21 protein-coding genes are annotated in these 20,932 nt (G+C 47.7%); 12 read left to right on the top strand and 9 right to left on the bottom strand.

The genetic code is table 11. The features are described from left to right. Positions 1–3 precede the first annotated feature (3 nt). Genes rfaC through rfaD form a run of 3 tightly spaced genes read right to left on the bottom strand, consistent with a single transcriptional unit; the run spans position 4 to position 2,980 of the window. Positions 4–987, bottom strand: coding sequence for a lipopolysaccharide heptosyltransferase RfaC (rfaC, locus tag A9B99_RS07360; protein WP_064596171.1), 984 nt, complete (start codon positions 985–987; stop codon positions 4–6). Next, positions 988–2,034 carry an ADP-heptose--LPS heptosyltransferase RfaF gene (gene rfaF / locus A9B99_RS07355; protein ID WP_064596170.1) on the bottom strand — a complete coding sequence of 349 codons (1,047 nt, stop codon included), beginning with the start codon at positions 2,032–2,034 and terminating at the stop codon, positions 988–990. 13 nt (positions 2,035–2,047) lie between these two features. Then, complete coding sequence (gene rfaD / locus A9B99_RS07350) at positions 2,048–2,980, bottom strand: ADP-glyceromanno-heptose 6-epimerase (protein ID WP_036115751.1); 933 nt, start codon at positions 2,978–2,980, stop codon at positions 2,048–2,050. 281 nt (positions 2,981–3,261) lie between these two features. Between rfaD and kbl the strand changes: the two genes are divergently transcribed. The 3 genes from kbl to A9B99_RS07335 all read left to right on the top strand — a co-directional run bounded on the left by kbl (position 3,262) and on the right by A9B99_RS07335 (position 6,992). Beyond that, a complete protein-coding gene (kbl, locus tag A9B99_RS07345) occupies positions 3,262–4,458 on the top strand; it encodes a glycine C-acetyltransferase (RefSeq protein ID WP_064596169.1) in 1,197 nt (398 codons plus the stop codon). A gap of 10 nt (positions 4,459–4,468) precedes the next feature. Next, positions 4,469–5,494 carry an L-threonine 3-dehydrogenase gene (gene tdh / locus A9B99_RS07340; RefSeq protein WP_064596167.1) on the top strand — a complete coding sequence of 342 codons (1,026 nt, stop codon included), beginning with the start codon at positions 4,469–4,471 and terminating at the stop codon, positions 5,492–5,494. Positions 5,495–5,894: 400 nt separating this feature from the next. Continuing rightward, positions 5,895–6,992 (top strand): glycosyltransferase family 9 protein, encoded by a 1,098-nt coding sequence (locus A9B99_RS07335; RefSeq protein ID WP_064596166.1) that lies wholly within the window; start codon positions 5,895–5,897, stop codon positions 6,990–6,992. 91 nt (positions 6,993–7,083) lie between these two features. Here the strand turns inward: A9B99_RS07335 and A9B99_RS07330 are convergent, their stop codons facing one another. From A9B99_RS07330 to gpmM, 3 genes are read right to left on the bottom strand one after another with little or no spacing between them, the layout of a single operon-like run. Continuing rightward, positions 7,084–8,034, bottom strand: coding sequence for a divergent polysaccharide deacetylase family protein (locus A9B99_RS07330; RefSeq protein WP_064596165.1), 951 nt, complete (start codon positions 8,032–8,034; stop codon positions 7,084–7,086). 3 nt (positions 8,035–8,037) lie between these two features. Continuing rightward, positions 8,038–9,324 (bottom strand): murein hydrolase activator EnvC, encoded by a 1,287-nt coding sequence (gene envC / locus A9B99_RS07325; RefSeq protein ID WP_064596164.1) that lies wholly within the window; start codon positions 9,322–9,324, stop codon positions 8,038–8,040. 9 nt (positions 9,325–9,333) lie between these two features. After that, entirely contained in the window at positions 9,334–10,881 is a 1,548-nt protein-coding gene (gene gpmM, locus A9B99_RS07320) for a 2,3-bisphosphoglycerate-independent phosphoglycerate mutase (protein ID WP_064596163.1), read from the bottom strand. 246 nt (positions 10,882–11,127) lie between these two features. On the opposite strand from gpmM, the gene A9B99_RS07315 reads away from it, so the two are divergent. The 5 genes from A9B99_RS07315 to cysE all read left to right on the top strand — a co-directional run bounded on the left by A9B99_RS07315 (position 11,128) and on the right by cysE (position 14,264). Then, positions 11,128–11,559 carry a rhodanese-like domain-containing protein gene (locus A9B99_RS07315; RefSeq protein WP_064596162.1) on the top strand — a complete coding sequence of 144 codons (432 nt, stop codon included), beginning with the start codon at positions 11,128–11,130 and terminating at the stop codon, positions 11,557–11,559. Between the two features lie 20 nt (positions 11,560–11,579). Continuing rightward, on the top strand, positions 11,580–11,831 hold the full coding sequence (gene grxC / locus A9B99_RS07310; RefSeq protein ID WP_064596160.1) for a glutaredoxin 3: 252 nt from the start codon (positions 11,580–11,582) through the stop codon (positions 11,829–11,831). A gap of 52 nt (positions 11,832–11,883) precedes the next feature. Next, entirely contained in the window at positions 11,884–12,351 is a 468-nt protein-coding gene (secB, locus tag A9B99_RS07305) for a protein-export chaperone SecB (protein WP_036115781.1), read from the top strand. Next, on the top strand, positions 12,348–13,364 hold the full coding sequence (gpsA, locus tag A9B99_RS07300; protein ID WP_156519017.1) for an NAD(P)H-dependent glycerol-3-phosphate dehydrogenase: 1,017 nt from the start codon (positions 12,348–12,350) through the stop codon (positions 13,362–13,364). Before secB ends, gpsA begins: the two co-directional genes overlap by 4 nt. A 78-nt stretch (positions 13,365–13,442) precedes the next feature. Next, a complete protein-coding gene (gene cysE / locus A9B99_RS07295) occupies positions 13,443–14,264 on the top strand; it encodes a serine O-acetyltransferase (protein ID WP_064596157.1) in 822 nt (273 codons plus the stop codon). Here the strand turns inward: cysE and trmL are convergent. The 3 genes from trmL to cpxR all read right to left on the bottom strand — a co-directional run bounded on the left by trmL (position 14,261) and on the right by cpxR (position 16,879). Next, positions 14,261–14,734 (bottom strand): tRNA (uridine(34)/cytosine(34)/5-carboxymethylaminomethyluridine(34)-2'-O)-methyltransferase TrmL, encoded by a 474-nt coding sequence (trmL, locus tag A9B99_RS07290; protein ID WP_064596155.1) that lies wholly within the window; start codon positions 14,732–14,734, stop codon positions 14,261–14,263. The genes cysE and trmL overlap by 4 nt on opposite strands. A gap of 73 nt (positions 14,735–14,807) precedes the next feature. Then, positions 14,808–16,184, bottom strand: a complete 1,377-nt coding sequence (gene cpxA / locus A9B99_RS07285) for an envelope stress sensor histidine kinase CpxA (protein WP_064596153.1) — start codon at positions 16,182–16,184, stop codon at positions 14,808–14,810. Then, positions 16,181–16,879 (bottom strand): envelope stress response regulator transcription factor CpxR, encoded by a 699-nt coding sequence (gene cpxR, locus A9B99_RS07280; protein ID WP_036115795.1) that lies wholly within the window; start codon positions 16,877–16,879, stop codon positions 16,181–16,183. Before cpxR ends, cpxA begins: the two co-directional genes overlap by 4 nt. Before the next feature lie 150 nt (positions 16,880–17,029). Here cpxR and cpxP point away from each other — a divergent pair, with 150 nt between their 5' ends. The 4 genes from cpxP to A9B99_RS07260 all read left to right on the top strand — a co-directional run bounded on the left by cpxP (position 17,030) and on the right by A9B99_RS07260 (position 20,847). Beyond that, on the top strand, positions 17,030–17,533 hold the full coding sequence (gene cpxP, locus A9B99_RS07275) for a cell-envelope stress modulator CpxP (RefSeq protein WP_064596151.1): 504 nt from the start codon (positions 17,030–17,032) through the stop codon (positions 17,531–17,533). A gap of 123 nt (positions 17,534–17,656) precedes the next feature. Next, positions 17,657–18,559, top strand: coding sequence for a CDF family cation-efflux transporter FieF (gene fieF / locus A9B99_RS07270; RefSeq protein WP_064596149.1), 903 nt, complete (start codon positions 17,657–17,659; stop codon positions 18,557–18,559). Between the two features lie 186 nt (positions 18,560–18,745). Then, entirely contained in the window at positions 18,746–19,708 is a 963-nt protein-coding gene (gene pfkA, locus A9B99_RS07265; protein ID WP_064596147.1) for a 6-phosphofructokinase, read from the top strand. Positions 19,709–19,857: 149 nt separating this feature from the next. Further along, positions 19,858–20,847, top strand: a complete 990-nt coding sequence (locus A9B99_RS07260; RefSeq protein WP_064596145.1) for a sulfate ABC transporter substrate-binding protein — start codon at positions 19,858–19,860, stop codon at positions 20,845–20,847. Positions 20,848–20,932: the final 85 nt, after the last annotated feature.

Genomic DNA, 20,932 nt, shown 5'->3' with positions numbered 1-20,932 from the left:
CTATTATGGTTTCACGAAAAAAGGTAGATGAAGTTCCCATAGGGTACGGAGTACCTGCGATGCAGAAATATCAGCCATCTCTCTGGTTTTGCTAATTATTTGATGCTGATTTTTTCCGTATCCCCCAATTAAAGCAGGGTCTGTTGGGCCAAAAAGTGTGATATTGGGGCGATCGAGAGCCGCAGTTAGATGGCTAAGCCCGGTATCGACAGACACAACGGCGCATGCTCCCGCCAGAACTTTAGCGACCTCCTCCAGTGATAATTTTGGGAGGACTTCAACATGTGGGTTTCCCTGGGCTAATTTTTCAGCTCTCAACCTTTCATGCTCTGCACCCCATGGTAGTTTAATTTTGCATCCAGTGCCGCGCATCAACTGGATAAACTCAAGCCAGCGTAACTCAGGCCAGTGCTTATCATCTCGCGTTGTGGCATGCAGACAAACAATATACTGCTCTGTATCCCTCACTGTCTGTGTCTGGAAGTGCTGTGCAATCGCGTAGTCACCCTGGTGATGCGGTTTCTCATAATTAAGGCTTTTGGCAAACAACTCACGCGTTCTTTCCACCGCATGCTGTTGGCGGGCAATGGTATGGCGGTGTTGGTAAAACAGGCAGGCCAGAGGTTCACGGGCGCTACGCCAGTCCATCCCATGTCTGGGACCACGGGCAAGACGGGTAACCAGTGCGGCGCTCTTTAGAAGCCCCTGGGCATCAATAACTGCATCATATTGAACAGACTGGATTTGTTTATGGAACGCATGACGTTCTTCAGTAACAGCAGATGAAAACCAGGCTTTACGCCAGCGGCGGATAGCCACAGGAATAACCCGATTCACACTGGTATGCCACCCTGGGATTTGGGCAAAACCTTCTTCCACCACCCAGTCGAAACGGATACCCGGTATTGCGTCGCAGGCATCTGTCAGTGCAGGTAATGTATGCAGCACATCGCCCATTGATGATGTCTTGACAATCAATACCTGCATTTAGTCTTCCTGTTCCTTGAGTAAATCGTTTAATTCAGCCAGCACGCGTTCGGGCGCAATATCTATCAGACTCTGGTGATAACCTTGTTCGCCTTCGCCTTTACGCACCTTGTGGTAACCGGAAATCAACCTTATAACCCGTGCTTTGTGAGACAATGGTGGTGTGAAGTCCGGGCTACTGGGGCCATACAATGCAACCAGCGGACGATTCAGGGCGGCGGCAACATGCATTAAGCCTGAATCGTTAGTGACAACGGACTCACAGCCTGCCAGTAACACAACAGCTTGTTCTAATGCTGTTTCACCCGCGAGGTTACGGCAATACTGGCGTTGTTCATCGTTCAGGGCTTCCCGTATTTGCTGCCCAGCTTCGTGGTCTTTTACCGAACCGAACAAAACAACCTGCTTGCCTTCGTCGATGAGTTTACCGGCCAGGGTTGCGTAGTGATAATGTGGCCAGCGTTTCGCCGGGCCAAATTCAGCTCCCGGACAAAAACCAACGACAGGGCGTTCATTTTCCAGATTAAATTGGGCCCTGACCTGTGCCTTTTCACCGTCATTGACCTGAAGTTGCGGCCATAACAAGGGCTGAGGCAAGTCTTGTGCTGAATGCATGGCACTTTTTTCATAAGCCAGAGCAACGTAGCGTTGCACCATTAACGGCCATGCTTGTTTATCCAGGGAGCGGATATCATTCAATACTCCGTAACGCATTTCTCCACGCCAACCAGTACGTTGAGGAATATTGGCAAAGAACGGCACTAACGCTGATTTAAACGAATTAGGTAGCACATAAGCGCGGTCATAGCCCTTGTTGCGCAGGCTTAAACCCAATTTACGCCGTTCGCCAATTTCCAGAGCACCATGACCAAGAGGCATGGGGATTGCCTCATTCACCTCAGGCATGCGTGATAAAAGTGGACGGCACCATGCTGGTGCCATCACATCGATCACGGCCTGTGGGTAGCGTGCCTTCAACGTGCGATAAAGGCTTTGCGACATCATCATATCGCCGACCCAGGATGGACCTGTTACCAAAATTTTCATGCCCTGATAACCATTATGCCTGACGGTTTAACCAGGCCATATATTCGGTTACCCCTTCCGCGACAGTCTTAAAGGGTTTGTCATAACCAGCAGCGCGCAGATTGGATAGATCGGCTTGCGTAAAAGCCTGGTAACGGCCTTTAAGTTTGTCCGGGAACGGAATGTATTCAATGCTGCCTTGTTTGTGCCATGCCAGAGTTGCATCGGCAACCGCCTGGAATGATTCTGCGCGGCCTGTGCCACAGTTGAAAATGCCAGAAACGCCATTTTCCCAGAACCACAAGTTAACAGCGGCAACATCGCCAACATAGATAAAGTCGCGACGGAAGTTATCGCTACCTTCAAACAGTTTCGGGTTTTCACCCTTATTCAGTTGCGTGTTCAGATGAAAGGCTACGCTTGCCATGCTGCCCTTGTGGCTTTCACGTGGACCGTAAACATTGAAATAACGGAATCCAACGATTTGAGAATCAGCCTCAGGCAAAATTTGGCGAACATACTCGTCAAACAGGAACTTAGAGTAGCCGTAAACATTTAGCGGCTGTTCATATTCACGCGACTCAATGAAATCAGATGTGCGGCCACCATAGGTCGCTGCGGATGAAGCGTAAAGGAAGGGAATTTCACGTTCCAGGCAGTAGTGCAGTAATTCTTTTGAATACTGATAGTTGTTATCCATCATGTACTTGCCATCCCACTCAGTGGTGGATGAGCAGGCACCTTCATGGAACACCGCTTCTACTTCGCCAAATTCTTCCCCAGCCATGATTTGGATAAGGAAGTCTTCTTTGTCCATATAATCGGCAATATCCAAATCCACCAGATTGGCGAATTTCGTACCATCTTTCAGGTTATCTACCACTAAGATGTCGCGATAGCCCTTATCGTTCAAAGCCTTAACAATATTGCTGCCGATAAAACCGGCGCCACCAGTGACAATAATCATATGCGTAACCTTTACCTGTTTTGAAGTGGAGCTGCGCTACGCGCCCACACAAATTGCACTAATCATATCATTACATCAGTCAGTGTCCTTCAATTATGCGCATATATTGCGTTTAGTTTGCTGTTTGCGCAGTGGTTTCCATTTTTTCAACTGGCAGTAATTCCGGATTTCATTAAGACGTGATTTATGCTGCAAAGTGCGTAAACACTGTTGTGTCATCTCGTTTAAAGTGCCAGGTTTCGGTAATATATGCCAAATTTTTTCATCTCTGGAGAATGGTGATGCGAGGGGATTTTTACCAACAGTTAGCAGCGAACCTGGAAACGGCACGTAAAGAAGGCTTATTTAAAGAAGAGCGTATTATCACTTCTGCGCAGCAGGCTGATATCACTCTGGCGGGTGGTAGCCAGGTCATTAACTTTTGTGCAAACAATTATCTTGGATTAGCGAATCACCCGGCATTGGTTGACGCTGCGAAAAGTGGGATGGATACCCATGGTTTTGGTATGGCGTCCGTGCGTTTCATTTGTGGTACGCAAGACAACCACAAGCAACTGGAGAAGAAACTGGCTGGATTCCTCGGAATGGAAGATGCCATTCTCTATTCTTCCTGTTTTGATGCGAATGGAGGGTTGTTCGAAACCTTGCTGGGGCAGGAAGATGCCATTATTTCTGATGCGCTGAATCATGCCTCTATCATTGATGGTGTGCGTTTGTGCAAAGCGCAGCGTTTCCGTTACGCCAATAATGATCTTTCCGAGCTGGAAAACTGCCTGAAACAGGCTCGTGATGGCGGTGCCCGTCATATACTGATTGCCACTGATGGCGTGTTCTCAATGGATGGGGTCATAGCTAATTTGAAAGGTATTTGTGACCTCGCCGATCAGTATGATGCATTGGTAATGGTTGACGACTCTCATGCTGTGGGTTTTGTCGGTGACAATGGGCGTGGCACCCACGAATATTGTGACGTCATGGGGCGTGTGGATATCATTACCGGTACGCTGGGTAAAGCGCTTGGTGGTGCTTCTGGCGGTTACACCGCAGCGCGTAAAGAAGTGGTTGAGTGGTTACGCCAGCGTTCCCGTCCTTACTTATTCTCTAACTCACTTGCTCCGTCTATTGTTGCAGCCTCCATTAAGGTGCTGGAAATGCTTGAAGACGGTGGTGATCTGCGTGCGCAACTGTGGGCCAATGCCCGTTTATTCCGGGAAAAAATGACTGCGGCTGGGTTTACCCTGGCTGGAGCCGACCATGCCATTATTCCAGTTATGCTGGGTGACGCAGTTATTGCTCAGAACTTTGCCCGTGAACTACAGAAAGAGGGCATTTATGTAACTGGCTTTTTCTATCCGGTAGTACCAAAAGGCCAGGCGCGTATTCGTACTCAAATGTCTGCGGCACATACAACAGCACAAATTGAGCGTGCGGTTGATGCCTTTATTCGGATTGGCAAACAACTGGGTGTTATAGCCTGAGGGTTGTGTGATGAAAGCATTATCAAAATTGAAGGCAGAAGAAGGGATCTGGATGACCGATGTGCCTGAACCTGAAATGGGGCACAACGATCTCCTGATTAAAATCCGGAAAACCGCGATTTGTGGTACCGATGTACACATTTATAACTGGGATGACTGGTCGCAAAAGACTATCCCGGTACCGATGGTGGTCGGGCACGAATATGTGGGTGAAGTTGTTAAAGTGGGGCAAGAAGTAAAGGGTTTTAAACCGGGTGACAGAGTTTCTGGTGAAGGGCACATTACTTGTGGTTATTGCCGTAACTGCCGTGCCGGGCGCACTCATTTATGCCGTAATACCATAGGGGTGGGTGTTAACCGCCCAGGGTGTTTTGCCGAGTATCTGGTTATTCCGGCATTCAATGCGTTTAAGATCCCGGACAATATTTCTGATGAACTCGCAGCAATTTTTGACCCTTTCGGTAATGCAGTGCACACAGCCTTATCTTTCGACCTGGTTGGTGAAGATGTGCTGGTTTCTGGTGCCGGCCCAATTGGCATTATGGCTGCAGCAGTTGCGAAGCATGTTGGCGCCCGTAATGTCGTTATCACTGATGTGAATGAATATCGCCTGGATTTAGCTCGTAAGATGGGCGTTACTCGGGCTGTTAATGTTGCTAATGAAAACCTCGCAAGTGTCATGGCTGAGTTAGGGATGACCGAAGGTTTTGATGTGGGCCTGGAGATGTCTGGCGCACCGCCAGCCTTTCGTTCAATGCTGGAGACCATGAACCATGGCGGGCGAGTAGCCATGTTAGGTATTCCGCCGGCAGAGATGGCGATAGACTGGAGTAAGGTAATTTTTAAGGGGCTGTTTATTAAGGGTATCTACGGACGCGAGATGTTTGAAACATGGTATAAAATGGCGGCGCTGATTCAGTCCGGGCTGGATTTGTCCCCCATTATTACCCACCAGTTTAGTATCGATGATTTCCAGAAAGGGTTTGACGCTATGCGCTCCGGTCAGTCTGGTAAAGTTGTGCTGAACTGGGATTGATGTCGTTTTAGCCATTACCCCTTTTGTTGTACTGGCAGGTATTCCCGAAAGCGAGAGTACCTGCTGCTTCTTTGTGAATCTGTGGATTATTTACTTCCCTGCATTGCTATCCCTCTCACCCTTTTCTTTGTTCGCCATTGGTTTACTCTGTAGTTTTGGTGCATAAACAAGCATTTTTGATGGATTAGAGATATTCGAAAATGATAAATTACCGCCCGGTAAATTTTTGTTTCTTCCTGGAGCAAACAGATTTTTTACAAAAGTGATGGCTGAAAATGCAGGTTATTGATTTGATGGCGAAGAGATATAGTATAGAGATATTTCATTGTTATCTATATAAGCTATCTTTTCAGCTTTTTGACGCTATACTAGCGTAAAAGCGATATAATTGAAATTTACTATGATGAAATTAATTGGTTTTTTAAAAAAGCTTAACAGGGAAAGGAATTATAAAACAAAAGAGTTTAAGCGAAAAGTTAAACTTTATACAATGGCTCGCTTAATAGACGATAAATACATGCAGAGTATAAATTTCCACTCTGTAAATCGTGTATTGTTTCCGTTTGTCGACCTGGGAATTGGAGATGCAGTCTGTCACACAGGGCTATGGCATCAGTTAAAATCTGCCGGGTATATTGTTCAAGTTATTGTGGAAGAAAGAAATCGCCCTCTTTTCGAAAGAATTGAATATATTGATGAGGTTTATGTAGTCGATTTAAATAAAATAAATGATATGGGCAGAATCGAAACCGACCTGATTGTGAGCCTGTATTCATGGATGAAGAGAAAAGAGGTTTTTAATGTTGCTATTTTAAAAAACATCAAATATAAATATGCAATTTCTGTTGGTGGGTGGATCCGCAAACCGTATAACCTCATAATTCCTGTCAGGCAAAAATTTCATATCACCAGTGCTCAGCGTGAAATCCTTGATTTTATGGGGGCTGGTGTAGAAGAATTGTCGTATCGTTTATCTGTGCCATTAGAAAATGAATTATTTTTATCCTCTTATCTTGATGATTTTAAAGATAAAAATTTAGTAGTGATAAACCCATTTGCGAGCGTTGATGAGCGTAGTTTTAACCTTGAAGAATTAAGTGTTCTGGTAGAGAAGGTAGCCAGCCAACGTGGAGTGCATGTTTTTATTATTGGTGAGGGGAGAAAAATTGAACCACTTAATAAACACATCAAGAAAGATAATGTATCAATATGCATATTTAATTCTTTATGGGATGCAATTGCACTCATTAAAAAAGCTGATCTAGTTGTTTCAGTTGATACTGCTATTGTACATATAGCCTGTGCTTTTGATAAGAAACTTATTGCTGTGTATTTTTCTATGCTGCTGGATCATAATAAGGAATATGAGGGGAATACAATATTCTCTCCCTTGAGCAGGAACGCAAAGCAACTTATTTTTGATAAGAAAGTTCATAAGCTTGATCTTGATTTGGTATGCAGTGAAACAATCAATGCATTAGCATGTGACGGTGATTGACCTCCAAATAATTGAGGGTTTATATCATTTATGAATTGTACAATAGGTGAATGTCGGCAATTAGGATAAATAATGGCCGACATTATCATTCTTATTTTTTCGCAATATTATTGTTCTTTTGAACAGGAATCCACCCCTGCCACTGGTGACGGAAATAATTAAACAAAGTACTTTGGCTGATGCTGTCTTGTAGTACTTCAAAAAACCGTACAGGGGTGACTGGTGCTAATGGTTTTTTCGCTTTACACAACTGGGATCCACGGAAAGGATTACGTGGTAGCTGTTTTTCCGGGCCTGGTGGTGTGGAATGGTCCACCTGCGGCTCATTAAGCAGGCTACTCGGCCTGACTAACGTAATATCCGGTGGCAAGTTATAGACCATTTGCTGCAGTACTTTGACGGTGGTTGGGTGTGGGTGACCAATCGCTATGGCATAGCCATTATGGCGTGCCAGCTTTATTGCGCGGTTAAACTGGTAACGAATATCTGCTTCATTCTGCGTATCATCAAGAAACACATTGCGCTTAATGACCCTGACATGTGTGCCGATCGCCGCGCGCATTGACTGGCTGTTGCCAATGGTCATGCTATCCAAAAAATAGAGATTATAGCTGTTCAGCGCCTGCATCACTTTTTGCATGCCAAACAGGCTTGAGGTCATTGCGCTGCCCATATGGTTATTAAGCCCAACGGCATAAGGCACCTTGTTGACGGCATCGCGTACAATACGGTCAATTTCTGCACTGCTCATTTCCGGTCGCAGCGTATCAACCTCTAAAGGCTGTTTGCTGATAGGCGCCATGGGCAAATGTATCAGCACTTCATGCCCGGCATCGTGAGCTTTAGTGGCCATTTCCCTGGCATGGGGTGCATTGGGTAATACCGCGACAGATATGGGGGCGGGTAATGCAATAACCTGGTTTTCTGTATGTGGGCGGTAGCCAAAGTCATCAATAACGATAGCGAGGCGACCAGCCATAACGGAGGTACTGCAAAGTAGCAGTGTAGATGCGGCAAGCGCGAGTTGACGAAACTGAAGCAAAACTTATCTTCCCAACCACGGTTGTGGATTGACCGCCTGACCCTGGCGGCGAATTTCGAAATAGAGAGAAGGGCGACCCTGGCCTCCACTGCTGCCCACCAGTGCGATTGGTTGCCCTGCCCGGACTTGTGCGCCAACACTGACCAGCGCACTTTGGTTGTATCCGTACAGGCTCATATCACCTTTCCCGTGGTCGACAACGACAACAAGGCCATAACCCTGAAGCCAGTCAGCAAGGATGACCCTTCCATCCGCGATAGCTTTGACCTCGGTACCTTCACTGGCACCAATGACAATGCCCTTCCACCGTAACTCACCTTGCAGTTGTTCGCCATACCGATGAAGTATTGGCCCACGCACCGGCCAGTATGCCTGGCCACGCGGAGTCCCTAAACCACCGGTTCTTGCCATTAATTCCCGTTCGCTGGGTGTCGGTTTGTATGTGGTACCTTTTTTGGCTGCACTTTGTTCACGATCGCGAATTTTCTGCGCTTCCCGGGCTTCTTTATCTGCCCGGGCTTTTGCGGCGGCTGCCGCCCGGGCGATGCTGTTACGCAGGCGAGCTTCGTTCTGGCGCATTTCGTTAAGTTGTTGCTGGCCTGCCTGGATAGATCCTTCCAGGCTCCGCAGGGTTTTTTGCCGTTCATCTCGTGCGGCTTCCAGCTTTTCTTGTTGTGCTTTCTGCTCATAGAGCAGAGTTTGTTGTTCAGTTTGCTTATCTTCTAATTGGCTACGTTGTACAGCGACTTCGGCGCGGGTTTGTTTTAATTGCTCAATAGTTTCCTGTCGTGCCTGATTCAGATAGCCAAAATAAGCTTGCAGGCGTTCATTCCGCTGACCCTGTTCTCCATCGAGTAACATTTCCAGACCTGAATGTTTCCCCTGGCGAAAAGCCGCATCCAGCTGTGCCGCCAGGTTACGTTCCTGCATTGCTTTTTGTTTTTCGAGACGGGCGATTGAGGCGCTCATTTCTGTGATTTGCTTATCCAGTGCGGCGAGTGTCGATTGCGTCTCATGCAGTTTTTTACTGGCAACCGCAATGGCCTGCTCTTGTTTTTTTAGTTGAGCCAGTAGCTCTGCACGCTGTTGCATTTGCTGGCGCACAGCACGCTCTTTCGCGGCAATATCTTGCTGGATAGACTGGAGCTGTTGCTTGTCATCTGCCAGTGCAGATAACGGACGCAACAATACGCCAGCGCTTATCACGCTGGCGTAAAAGATGTGTTTCAAAGCTGAGCGGTGAGGCTTCAATGAGACACAGGTTATTGAAAAAATCGCTTTTCCCCTCATGGGGAGCGATTATTCCACGATGAACAGCGGCTTGCCAGTCATCTCTTGTGGGATTTCCATACCCATCAGGCTTAGCATGGTGGGAGCGATATCAGACAATTTTCCGCCATTCACGGCTTTTGTAGCGTTATTGCCAACATAAATCAGTGGTACAGGCAGGTTGGTATGGGCAGTATGTGCCTGGCCTGTAGACGGGTCACGCATTTGTTCGGCATTACCATGGTCTGCGGTGATAAGTAATTGACCATCAACAGATTCTACGGCCTTAACTACTTGCTCAACACACTTGTCCAGCGTTTCGACTGCAGTCACAGCGGCTTCAAAGACGCCTGTGTGCCCTACCATATCGCCATTAGGGTAGTTACAGATTATGGTGTCGTATTTCCCGCTGGTAATTGCAGCGACCAGCTTGCTGGTAAGTTCTGCTGAACTCATTTCAGGTTGCAGGTCGTAAGTCGCAACTTTCGGAGAATTCACCAGTACGCGATCTTCCCCCGGGAACGGTTCTTCTACACCACCGTTAAAGAAGAAAGTGACATGAGCATATTTTTCGGTTTCAGAAATACGTAACTGAGTTTTATTGTTTTTCGCCATCCACTCGCCAAAGGTATTAGCCAGTGAGGCTGGTGGGTATGCACAGGCGGTTTTAATGTCCGCTGCATATTCTGTCAGCATGACGAATTCGCTGAAGTTCACCACTTTTTTACGGGAGAAACCATCAAAGTCAGAATTGACGAATGCGCGGGTAATTTGACGAGCACGATCTGCACGGAAATTCATGAAAACTAAGGTATCGCCATCCTGCATTGCTGCATCGGCTTCGCCTGCTGCACGAATAACTGTCGGTTTAACAAACTCATCATTTTCATCACGAGCATAAGCCGCCTGTAAGCCGGCAACTGCGCTGTCTGCCTGAAATTCGCCCTGAGCTTGTGTCATCAGGTCATAAGCCAGTTCAACGCGATCCCAGCGATTATCGCGGTCCATGGCGTAATAACGCCCAATCAGAGACGCAATGCGGCCTTTGCCCAAAGTCGCGAACTTATCTTCAAAACGTTTCAGTGTCGCTTCAGCACTACGTGGTGGGGTGTCGCGGCCATCAAGGAATGCATGCAGATAAATGGCTGTTGCACCACGTTCAGCTGCCAGTTCCACCATGGCCATGATGTGGTCTTCATGGCTGTGCACACCGCCAGGAGACATCAGGCCCATAATGTGGACGGCTTTATTTGCCGCAACAGCTTTATCAACAGCGGCAGTTAATACTGGATTTGCAAAGAAAGTACGTTCTTTGATTTCAACATCAAGACGCGTTAAATCCTGGTAAACGATACGACCAGCGCCCAGATTAACGTGACCGACTTCGGAGTTACCCATTTGGCGGTCAGGCAGGCCAACTTCAAGACCGGAGGCGTCAATCAAAGTGTGTGGACGTTGTGCCCACAAACTATCCATTACCGGGGTTTTAGCATTCAGAATGGCATTATCCTGTTTATCTTCGCGGTAGCCATAACCATCAAGAATAACCAGAACCATAGGTTTTTTAGAAACCGACATTGCAACAACCTCTTACGTAAAAGACACAATTCTTTTGCGTAATTTTACTACAGTTGGCCTCAGTAAATAGCCCCGGAAGATCAAAGAAAGCGTGGAGCCAGCTCACATATCTCCGGAGGGTTGATGTTTTTTTTCACCACTTGCAGCAGAAAATGCATAACCTGATGCTCTTTGGCTGTATTTAGAACAACGCGCAGGTATACTCCTTTCCTGGTTTTTTCACTGATTCGGGAGTTACAACCCCCCATGCAAGAGATTATGCAATTTGTTAGCCGTCATCCGGTGCTGAGTATCGCCTGGGTTGGCTTATTACTGGCTGTGCTGGTTACTACTTTCAAAGGCCTTGCCTCTAAAGTGAAAGTGATTTCACGTGGTGAAGCAACACGGTTGATTAACAAAGAAGATGCGGTGGTCGTGGACGTGCGCCAGCGTGATGATTTCCGTAAAGGGCATATTGCCAATGCAATCAATGTGCTGCCTAACGAAATCAAAGCTGGCAATGTGGGCGAGCTTGAAAAACATAAAAACAAACCCATCATTGTAGTTGATGCCAACGGTATGTCTTCGCAGGAACTGGCTGGCGCACTGAGTAAAGCGGGTTTCGAACAAGTGACCGTATTGAAAGAAGGTGTCGCGGGCTGGAGTGGTGAGAATTTGCCTCTGGTGCGCGGTAAATAACCGGTAAATGAGGAGTTGTGATGGCTAATATTGAGATCTATACCACAACAACCTGTCCTTACTGCTCACGTGCTAAAGCGCTGCTGAAAAGTAAAGGTGTCTCTTTCAACGAAATCATTATTGACAGAGATGATGGGTTACGTACCCAGATGATGGAGCGTAGTGGGCGCCGTACAGTTCCGCAGATTTTTATTGATGAACAGCACATTGGCGGCTGTGATGACTTGTATGCGCTGGACGCTCGTGGTGGACTTGATCCCCTGTTAAACTAATTTTTTAGCTGTCCATTAATGATATTAAGGACAAAACGTTAAGGGTTGACACATGTCAGAACAAAATAATACTGAAATGTCTTTTCAGATTCAGCGCGTTTACACCAAGGATATTTCTTTCGAAGCGCCTCATGCACCGCACATTTTCCAGAAAGACTGGCAACCAGAAGTAAAACTCGATCTGGATACTGCCTCCAGCCAGTTAGCTGATGATGTGTACGAAGTGGTTTTGCGTGTTACTGTGACGGCTACAGTAGAAGAAGAAACCGCTTTCCTGTGTGAAGTTCAGCAGGGCGGTATTTTTACTGTCGGTGGTATTGAAGGTACACAACTGGCGCATTGCCTGGGGGCTTATTGCCCTAACATTCTGTTCCCGTATGCTCGCGAATGCATTACCAGCCTGGTTTCTCGTGGTACATTCCCTCAGTTGAACCTGGCTCCGGTAAACTTTGACGCGCTGTTTATGAATTACCTGCAGCAGCAGTCAGGTGAAGGTACGGAAGAACATCAGGACGCCTGATGACAATGAATGCCTCCATGACCGTGATTGGTGCCGGCTCTTATGGCACAGCACTGGCCATTACCGTCGCACGTAATGGCCACCATGTGGTTTTATGGGGGCATGATCCCGCCCATATCGCCACACTTGCGGCAGAGCGATGCAATGCCGCATTCCTTCCTGACGTTGCATTCCCTGATACTCTCCATCCGGAAAGCTCTCTGGCAAAGGCACTGGCTGCCAGCCGTAATGTTCTGGTTGTAGTGCCAAGTCATGTTTTTGGTGATGTTCTGCGTCAGCTTAAGCCACTGCTGCGCCCCGATGCCCGGGTTGTTTGGGCCACAAAAGGTCTTGAAGCAGAGACCGGGCGTTTGCTGCAGGATGTTGCAAGAGATGAGCTGGGTGACACTATCCCTCTGGCGGTATTGTCAGGCCCAACATTTGCTAAAGAACTGGCGGCTGGCTTGCCAACGGCCATTGCGCTGGCGGCCACAGATGACAAGTTTGCGGCTGACCTGCAGCATCTGCTGCATTGCGGGAAAAGCTTCCGCGTGTATAGCAACCCGGATTTTATCGGCGTGCAGTTGGGTGGCGCGGTGAAGAACGTGATTGCTATTGGTGCCGGGATGTCTGATGGGATTGGTTTCGGCGCTAATGCCAGAACTGCGTTGATTACCCGTGGGCTGGCAGAGATGTCGCGTTTGGGGTCTGCTCTGGGTGCAGACCCAACAACTTTCATGGGAATGGCCGGGTTAGGTGATTTAGTCCTGACTTGTACCGACAACCAGTCTCGTAACCGGCGCTTCGGTATGATGCTGGGGCAGGGCGCGGATGTGCAGTCTGCTCAGGATCAAATTGGTCAGGTTGTCGAAGGGTATCGAAATACCAAAGAGGTGCGGGCTCTGGCGCAACGTTATGGTGTAGAAATGCCAATAACTGAGCAAATTTATCAGGTATTATACTGTAATAAAGATGCCCGGGACGCCGCGCTGACACTACTTGGTCGTGCGCGCAAGGATGAAAGCAGTCACTGACACGGAACGCGTGTTTATGATTAAAACCGGTGGCATATGCATATGTCGCCGGTTTCTTATTTCTGTCTGGAGAAAACAATGCCGTGTGAAGAACTTGACCTGGTTTGGAAGAACATTAAAGCCGAAGCCCGGGCATTGGCCGATTGTGAGCCGATGCTGGCGAGTTTCTATCATGCGACATTACTTAAACACGAAAATTTGGGTAGTGCGCTCAGTTATATGCTGGCGAATAAGCTTGCTTCAGCTATTATGCCAGCGATTGCCATCCGTGAAGTAGTGGAAGAAGCCTATTCTGCTGATCCTGAAATGATAGCTTCTGCGGCCTGCGATATTCAGGCTGTGCGCACGCGCGACCCGGCAGTAGATAAGTATTCAACGCCATTGTTATATCTGAAAGGGTTCCATGCGTTGCAGGCTTATCGTATTGGTCACTGGTTGTGGGGGCAGGGGCGGCAAGCTCTGGCGATTTTTCTGCAAAACCAGGTCTCAGTAACTTTTCAGGTTGATATCCATCCCGCTGCCCGCATAGGCCGAGGGATCATGCTGGATCACGCGACAGGTATCGTGATCGGTGAAACGGCTGTGGTGGAGGATGATGTGTCTATTCTCCAGTCGGTGACGTTGGGCGGGACAGGTAAAACCAGTGGTGATCGCCATCCGAAAATTCGCGAAGGTGTCATGATTGGTGCGGGAGCAAAAATTCTCGGCAACATTGAAGTGGGCCGGGGAGCCAAAATTGGAGCTGGTTCCGTTGTGTTACAGCCCGTGGCTGCACATACCACAGCAGCAGGAGTGCCGGCTCGTGTAGTCGGTAAACCCGACAGCGAGAAGCCATCAATGGATATGGACCAGCTCTTTAATGCCCTGAATCACGGCTTCGAAGATGGCGATGGTATTTAACTGCGTGGTGCTGCGCCATCGTAGCCCAGTTGGCGCCAGGCCTCATATACCACGACAGCAACAGAATTAGACAGGTTCATACTCCGGCTGTCAGCTACCATAGGGATACGAATTTTCTGTTCAGCAGGAAATGTATCGAGAATTGATGCTGGCAGGCCGCGTGTTTCCGGGCCAAACATCAAATAATCACCTTGCTGATATGCCACTGCGCTGTGCGCTGGGGTACCTTTTGTGGTGAGTGCGAATAGCCGGCCCGGTTGTTCTTTTTCAAGGAAAGCCGGGTAGTCGTGATGACGTATAACCGCCGTAAACTCATGGTAATCCAGCCCGGCTCTGCGCAGTCGCTTGTCATCCCATGTAAAACCCATGGGTTCAATGATATGCAGACGGAAACCTGTATTGGCACACAGGCGAATAATATTCCCGGTATTCGGTGGGATCTCGGGCTCAAACAAAACGATATTCAACATACAACAACCCCCTGGTCAGGGGCGCAAGAATAGCAAATTTAACCGTGCAGTAAAACGAGAGGCCGTGAAGGCCTCAGTTTGTACGATGATAAAGCGGTAACCACAATACTAAGCGTAATCCGCCTAATGGGCTGTCATCGGCTTTGACCCAGCCTCTGTGCTGCTGAATGGCGCTATCGACAATGGCCAGCCCCAACCCTGTACCACCAGATTCCCGGTCCCGGGCTTCATCTGTGCGATAAAATGGCCTGAAAATATGTTCCCGATCTTCCGGGCTGACGCCTGGGCCATCGTCATCCACCGTAACAGTAATCCCCTGGTTATCAACCGAGAAATTTACTGCAATATGGGTATGCGAATAACGCAGCGCATTGCGAACAATATTTTCCAGCGCACTTTCCAGCGCATTAGGGTTGCCATAAAGCAACCATGGGCCGGGTGGATAGGTGACTTCCAGTGATTTGCCCATCTGCTCCGCTTCAAATGCCGCATTGTCCAGCACTTCGCTCCAGATTTGGTTGGCCTTCATCGTTTCACTAACCAGCGCATTTTTTTGCTGATTACGCGACATGACCAGCAGGTCATTAATCATGCTGTCCAGGCGCTGTGCTTCCATTTCAATACGTTCCAGCTCTTTACTTTCGCCAGCACGTCGCCGCAACAACGCGGTACCCAGTTGAAGGCGGGTCAATGGTGTACGCAGTTCATGGGAAATATCAGACAGCAGCCTCTGCTGTGAGGTCATGACCCTTTCGAGAGCAGTGACCATTTTGTTGAAACTTGAACCGGCTGCCAGAAACTCCTGTGGGCCTGATTCGAGCTCAGGGTGTTGGCGAAGATCCCCATGAGCCACTTCATCTGCGGCCAGTTTAAGCCGGCGCGCCGGACGTGCCAGGCTCCATGCCAGCCATAGCAAAAGTGGAGAACTGACTAACATTGTGACAATGAGCAACAGCAATGGTCTGTCGAACAATAAATTAATAAAATCCGACTGAGAGCTGCTTGCCGGGCGAATTAAGTAAAGCTGATACATGTCTTCGCCATCACGAACAGCAAAGGGGCCGACCAGCTCAACCCGACCATATTTTTTCTTTTGTGGGTGTGCTGCGTTATCCGACTGACCGATAAAGTTACGGATAATTTGCATTTCATTGCGTTGGGCACCAATAACCCGCCCTTCACTGGTGACCAGCAATAAGCGTTGACCTGGTGGCGCCCATTTATCTATTGCCCGAAACAGACGCCGCCACCACATTAAATCGTTCGGTGGGTCATTAGCCAGTTCCGCTTCAACATGTTGTTCTATCATCATGCCCTGGCGTTGCTCACTTTGGAGCAGCTCGGTCATTTGCCGGGAGTCGAGTTTGGGTAACATCAACACCAGCATCAGCACCAAAGCGAGCGTAAGCCAGAAGATAGCAAATATACGGGCGGTAAGGCTGCCTATCATGAAGCGGACACCATCAGATACCCACGCCCACGTAATGTTTTGAACCACGGATGCCCATCTTTACGTTCGGGCAATTTACGGCGCAAGTTGGATATATGCATATCAATTGCCCGGTCAAAAGGCGTCAACCGCTTACCTAACACTTCCTGGCTTAAATGTTCGCGGGAGACAACCTGTCCAAGGTGTTGGGCCAACAAATACAGTAATGTAAATTCTGTACCGGTCAGTTCCAGTGTTTGCCCATCGAAGCTGGCTTCCTGGCGCCCTGGGTTCAGGCTCAGAGAATCAACTTCCAGTGTTGGTGTGCCGTTGTCGTTGCTTTGTTGCTGCTCACTCCAGTGCGAGCGGCGTAAAATTGCGCGAATACGGGCAACCAGTTCCCGGTCATTAAAGGGTTTAGGCAGGTAATCATCAGCTCCCAGTTCCAGCCCCAGAACACGATCCAGCTCGCTACCGCGCGCTGTCAGCATGATGACTGGAGTTTGGTATGTTTGCCGAAGTTCTTTCAGCGTATCAATGCCATTTTTCTTGGGCATCATGATATCAAGCAACAAAAGATCGATGCTGTCATCGAGGAGGCTGAGAGCCTGATCCCCATCATGAGCTACCAATACATTAAAACCTTCCATGTCGAGCAATTCCTTTAACAGGGATGTAAGCTCTCGGTCATCGTCAACTAACAGTATCTTATTCATTATTTAAATACCTCCGAGGCAGAAATTACGTCATCCAGCACGGCTAATCCATGACTTTACGTTGTTTTACACCCCCTGACGCATGTTTGCAGCGTTAATCGTAGACTGCATAACGTCGACTCACGGAGCATAAGGATTCAGGAGCATGTAATGTGCAAAGTTATCGCAGTTTCTTTGGCATCAGCGCTTGTTTTTATCAGCTGCAACAGCCACGCCGATGAAACATTTTTTGCAGATAACTGGCACCAGCAAACGAATAACGCATCACGTTTCAATATTGAAAGTCACATGTTCGATGGTATTAGTTTAACCGAACAACAGCGACAGCAGATGCGAGATTTAATGCAAAGGGCGAGATACAGTTTACCGCCTGTAAACCTGAATGAAATTGAGACCATGCATAAACTGGTCACAGAAAATCGGTTTGATGAAAGTGCTGTTCGTGCTCAGGCAGAAAAAATGGCACAAGAACAGGTGGATCGCCAGGTCGAAATGGCCAGAGTACAGCACCAAATGTACAACCTGTTAACGTCTGAACAGAAAGCGCTTTTGCAGAAGAAGCACAGCAAACGAATGAACGTTTTGCGAGAAATTGCAGAGTTACAGAATGTGTCTTCTGAAGAGTTTTATAGCAGTAATCGTAGTAACCAGTGATGAACCCTGTTTTCCTTGCCATAGACACCATCCCTGTCTTACCCCGCCAACCGGCGGGGCTTTTTTTTGCCTTTAAATATACTCAAATTGATTATACTGGCACCCAGGTTTTCTGGAGGTGTTATGAATCAAAATTATGGTCGTCTTGTCAGAGGTGCAGCTTTAGCTGCAACGACAACTGCTTGCATATTGTTATGCATTAAAATAGTTGCCTGGTGGTTAACAGGATCAATGAGTATTCTGGCATCTTTAGTCGATTCACTGGTCGATATTGCAGCATCTTTAACCAACTTGTTGGTCGTTCGCTATTCCCTTCAACCAGCGGATGATGAACATACTTTTGGCCATGGTAAAGCCGAGTCTCTGGCGGCACTCGCGCAGAGCATGTTTATTTCGGGTTCGGCATTATTTTTATTTCTCTCGGCAATTCAACATATTGCACAACCAGAACCGATGCGTGATGCTGGTGTAGGTGTGATTGTCACTGTTCTGGCATTAATCAGTACTATCATTTTGGTGACATTCCAGCGCTGGGTGGTTCGTAAAACGGGTAGCCAGGCTGTCAGGGCAGACATGCTTCATTATGAGTCTGATGTTATGATGAATGGAGCCATCCTGGTTGCGCTGGGTCTGTCATGGTATGGATGGCACCGCGCGGATTCACTCTTCGCTTTAGGTATTGGCATTTATATTTTATATAACGCTTTACGTATGGGGTACGAAGCAGTTCAGTCCTTGCTGGACCGGGCCCTACCGGAAAGTGACCATCAGGAAATTATTCGCATCGCTGGTCAATGGCCTGAAGTGAAAGGGACCCATGATCTGCGGACAAGGCAGTCAGGGCCGACTCGTTTTATTCAATTGCATCTGGAAATGGATGACGATTTACCATTGGTTGAATCGCACCGTATTGCTGAAGCGGTGGAGCAGGCAATTCGTGACCATTTTCATGGTGCAGATGTCATTATTCATCAGGATCCTTGTTCGGTAGTACCGCAGGAATTACAGGGACATTTCGAGCGTTAATGGAGAGGTGTAAAAAAGTGAGCCAGGTCGCCATTTTCAGTATAAATAACCATCATTTGGCCTGACCTGAATCAATTCAGCAAGAACCGGTTGATATACTATTGCGGTAAGTGTTGTAACCCCCAGTTTATCCGCAGGCGGTTCTGGCAACAGTATTCATTTTGCATTCAAAGTTCAGAGGTAGTCATGATTAAAAAAATCGGTGTTTTGACAAGCGGTGGTGACGCACCGGGCATGAACGCAGCGATTCGTGGAGTTGTGCGTGCCGCATTGACAGAAGGTCTGGAAGTTTGTGGGATTTATGATGGCTATCTGGGTTTGTATGAAGACCGTATGATTAACCTGGACCGTTATAGTGTGTCCGATATGATTAACCGTGGCGGGACATTCCTGGGGTCCGCTCGCTTCCCTGAGTTCCGTGAAGAGCATGTTCGCAGTGTCGCAATCGAAAACATGAAAAAACGTGGCATTGATGCACTGGTCGTGATCGGTGGGGATGGTTCCTATATGGGGGCAAAACGCCTGACTGAAATGGGCTTCCCATGCATTGGTCTGCCTGGAACTATTGATAACGATGTAGCTGGAACGGATTACACTATCGGTTACTTCACAGCTTTGAGTACCGTTGTTGAAGCGATTGACCGCCTGCGAGATACTTCATCATCTCACCAGCGTATCTCAATTGTTGAAGTAATGGGCCGTTATTGTGGTGATCTGACTTTGGCTGCAGCCATTGCTGGTGGGTGTGAGTTTATCGTACTGCCGGAAGTAGAATTTAACCGCGAAGATCTGGTTGCCGAAATTAAGGCTGGTATTGCCAAAGGCAAAAAACACGCAATTGTTGCAATTACTGAGCACATTTGCGATGTGAATGAATTATCCAAATACATTGAAACTGAAACTGGTCGTGAAACGCGTTCGACTGTGCTGGGGCATATTCAACGTGGTGGTTCTCCGGTTCCTTACGACCGTATTCTGGCTTCTCGTATGGGCGCTTATGCAATTGAACTACTGTTGCAGGGGTATGGTGGCCGTTGTGTGGGTACTCAGAATGAAAAACTGGTACACCACGATATTATCGATGCTATTGAGAACATGAAACGTCCATTCAAAGGCGACTGGCTGAACTGCGCGAAGAAATTGTACTGACAGCCTGCCTGCTACAAGCCGGAGATGTTTTCCGGCTTTTTTATCCCTTCAATTATTCCTTATAGTTATAGCCAATTTTTTTTAATTCTTTAATTAGCGAGAAATTTTCTGGCAGGCTGACACCATTCGACCTGATAAGAGAACCCGTGATGAAAAAATGGCTTCCTGGAGCGGTTTTGCTGCTGGCATCTGCCAGTGTTATGGCTAAAGACATCCAATTATTAAATGTGTCTTATGACCCCACGCGTGAGCTCTATGAGCAATATAACAAAGCGTTCAGTGCCTGGTGGAAAGCAAAAACGGGCGACAATGTGATTATTCGTCAGTCTCATGGCGGCTCAGGTAAACAGGCAACGTCAATTATTAATGGAATTGATGCTGATGTGGCGACGCTGGCTCTGGCAGGGGATATTGACGCGATTGCTGCGCGTGGGCGCATTGCTAAAGACTGGATCAAACGGTTACCAGATAATTCAGCACCTTATACTTCAACCATTGTTTTCCTGGTACGTAAAGGCAACCCGAAAAATATTCATGACTGGAATGATCTGGTTAAACCTGGCATCTCGGTGATTACCCCGAATCCGAAAAGCTCTGGTGGTGCACGCTGGAATTACCTGGCTGCCTGGGGCTATGCGCTGGATAACAACAATGGTTCTCAGGAGAAGGCTCAGGCTTTTGTTAAAGCGTTATATCATAATGTTGAAGTGCTTGATTCCGGAGCGCGTGGTGCAACGAACACCTTTGTTGAACGGGGAATTGGCGATGTGTTGATTGCCTGGGAGAACGAAGCACTGCTGGCGGAGAAGACTCTGGGACACGGGCAGTTTGAAATAGTGACGCCGAGTGAATCGATTCTGGCCGAACCAACTGTTTCAGTGGTCGATAAGGTAGTGGATAAAAAAGGCACACGAGATATCGCTCAGGCATATTTGCAGCATCTCTACTCTCATGAAGGGCAGGAGATTGTCGCTCGTAACTTTTATCGTCCGCGTGACCCGGAAGTTGCTAAACAGTTCAGGGCACAGTTTCCTGAGTTGAAGCTTTTCACTATTGATGAAAAATTTGGTGGCTGGGCACAGGCACAGAAAATACACTTTGCCAGCGGCGGTACATTTGACCAAATCAGTCAGCGGTGATTGTTAACAAAACTGTCATTGTGATTTGAGTTGAAAAACAGGACGATGGCTGTCAGGTCATCGTTTTTTTACGTTCAGGAGCACA

This window comes from Mangrovibacter phragmitis, assembly GCF_001655675.1.
Lineage (GTDB): Bacteria > Pseudomonadota > Gammaproteobacteria > Enterobacterales > Enterobacteriaceae > Mangrovibacter > Mangrovibacter phragmitis.
Note: the sequence above shows the minus strand (reverse complement) of the source record. Positions and strands in the feature narration are given on the sequence as shown.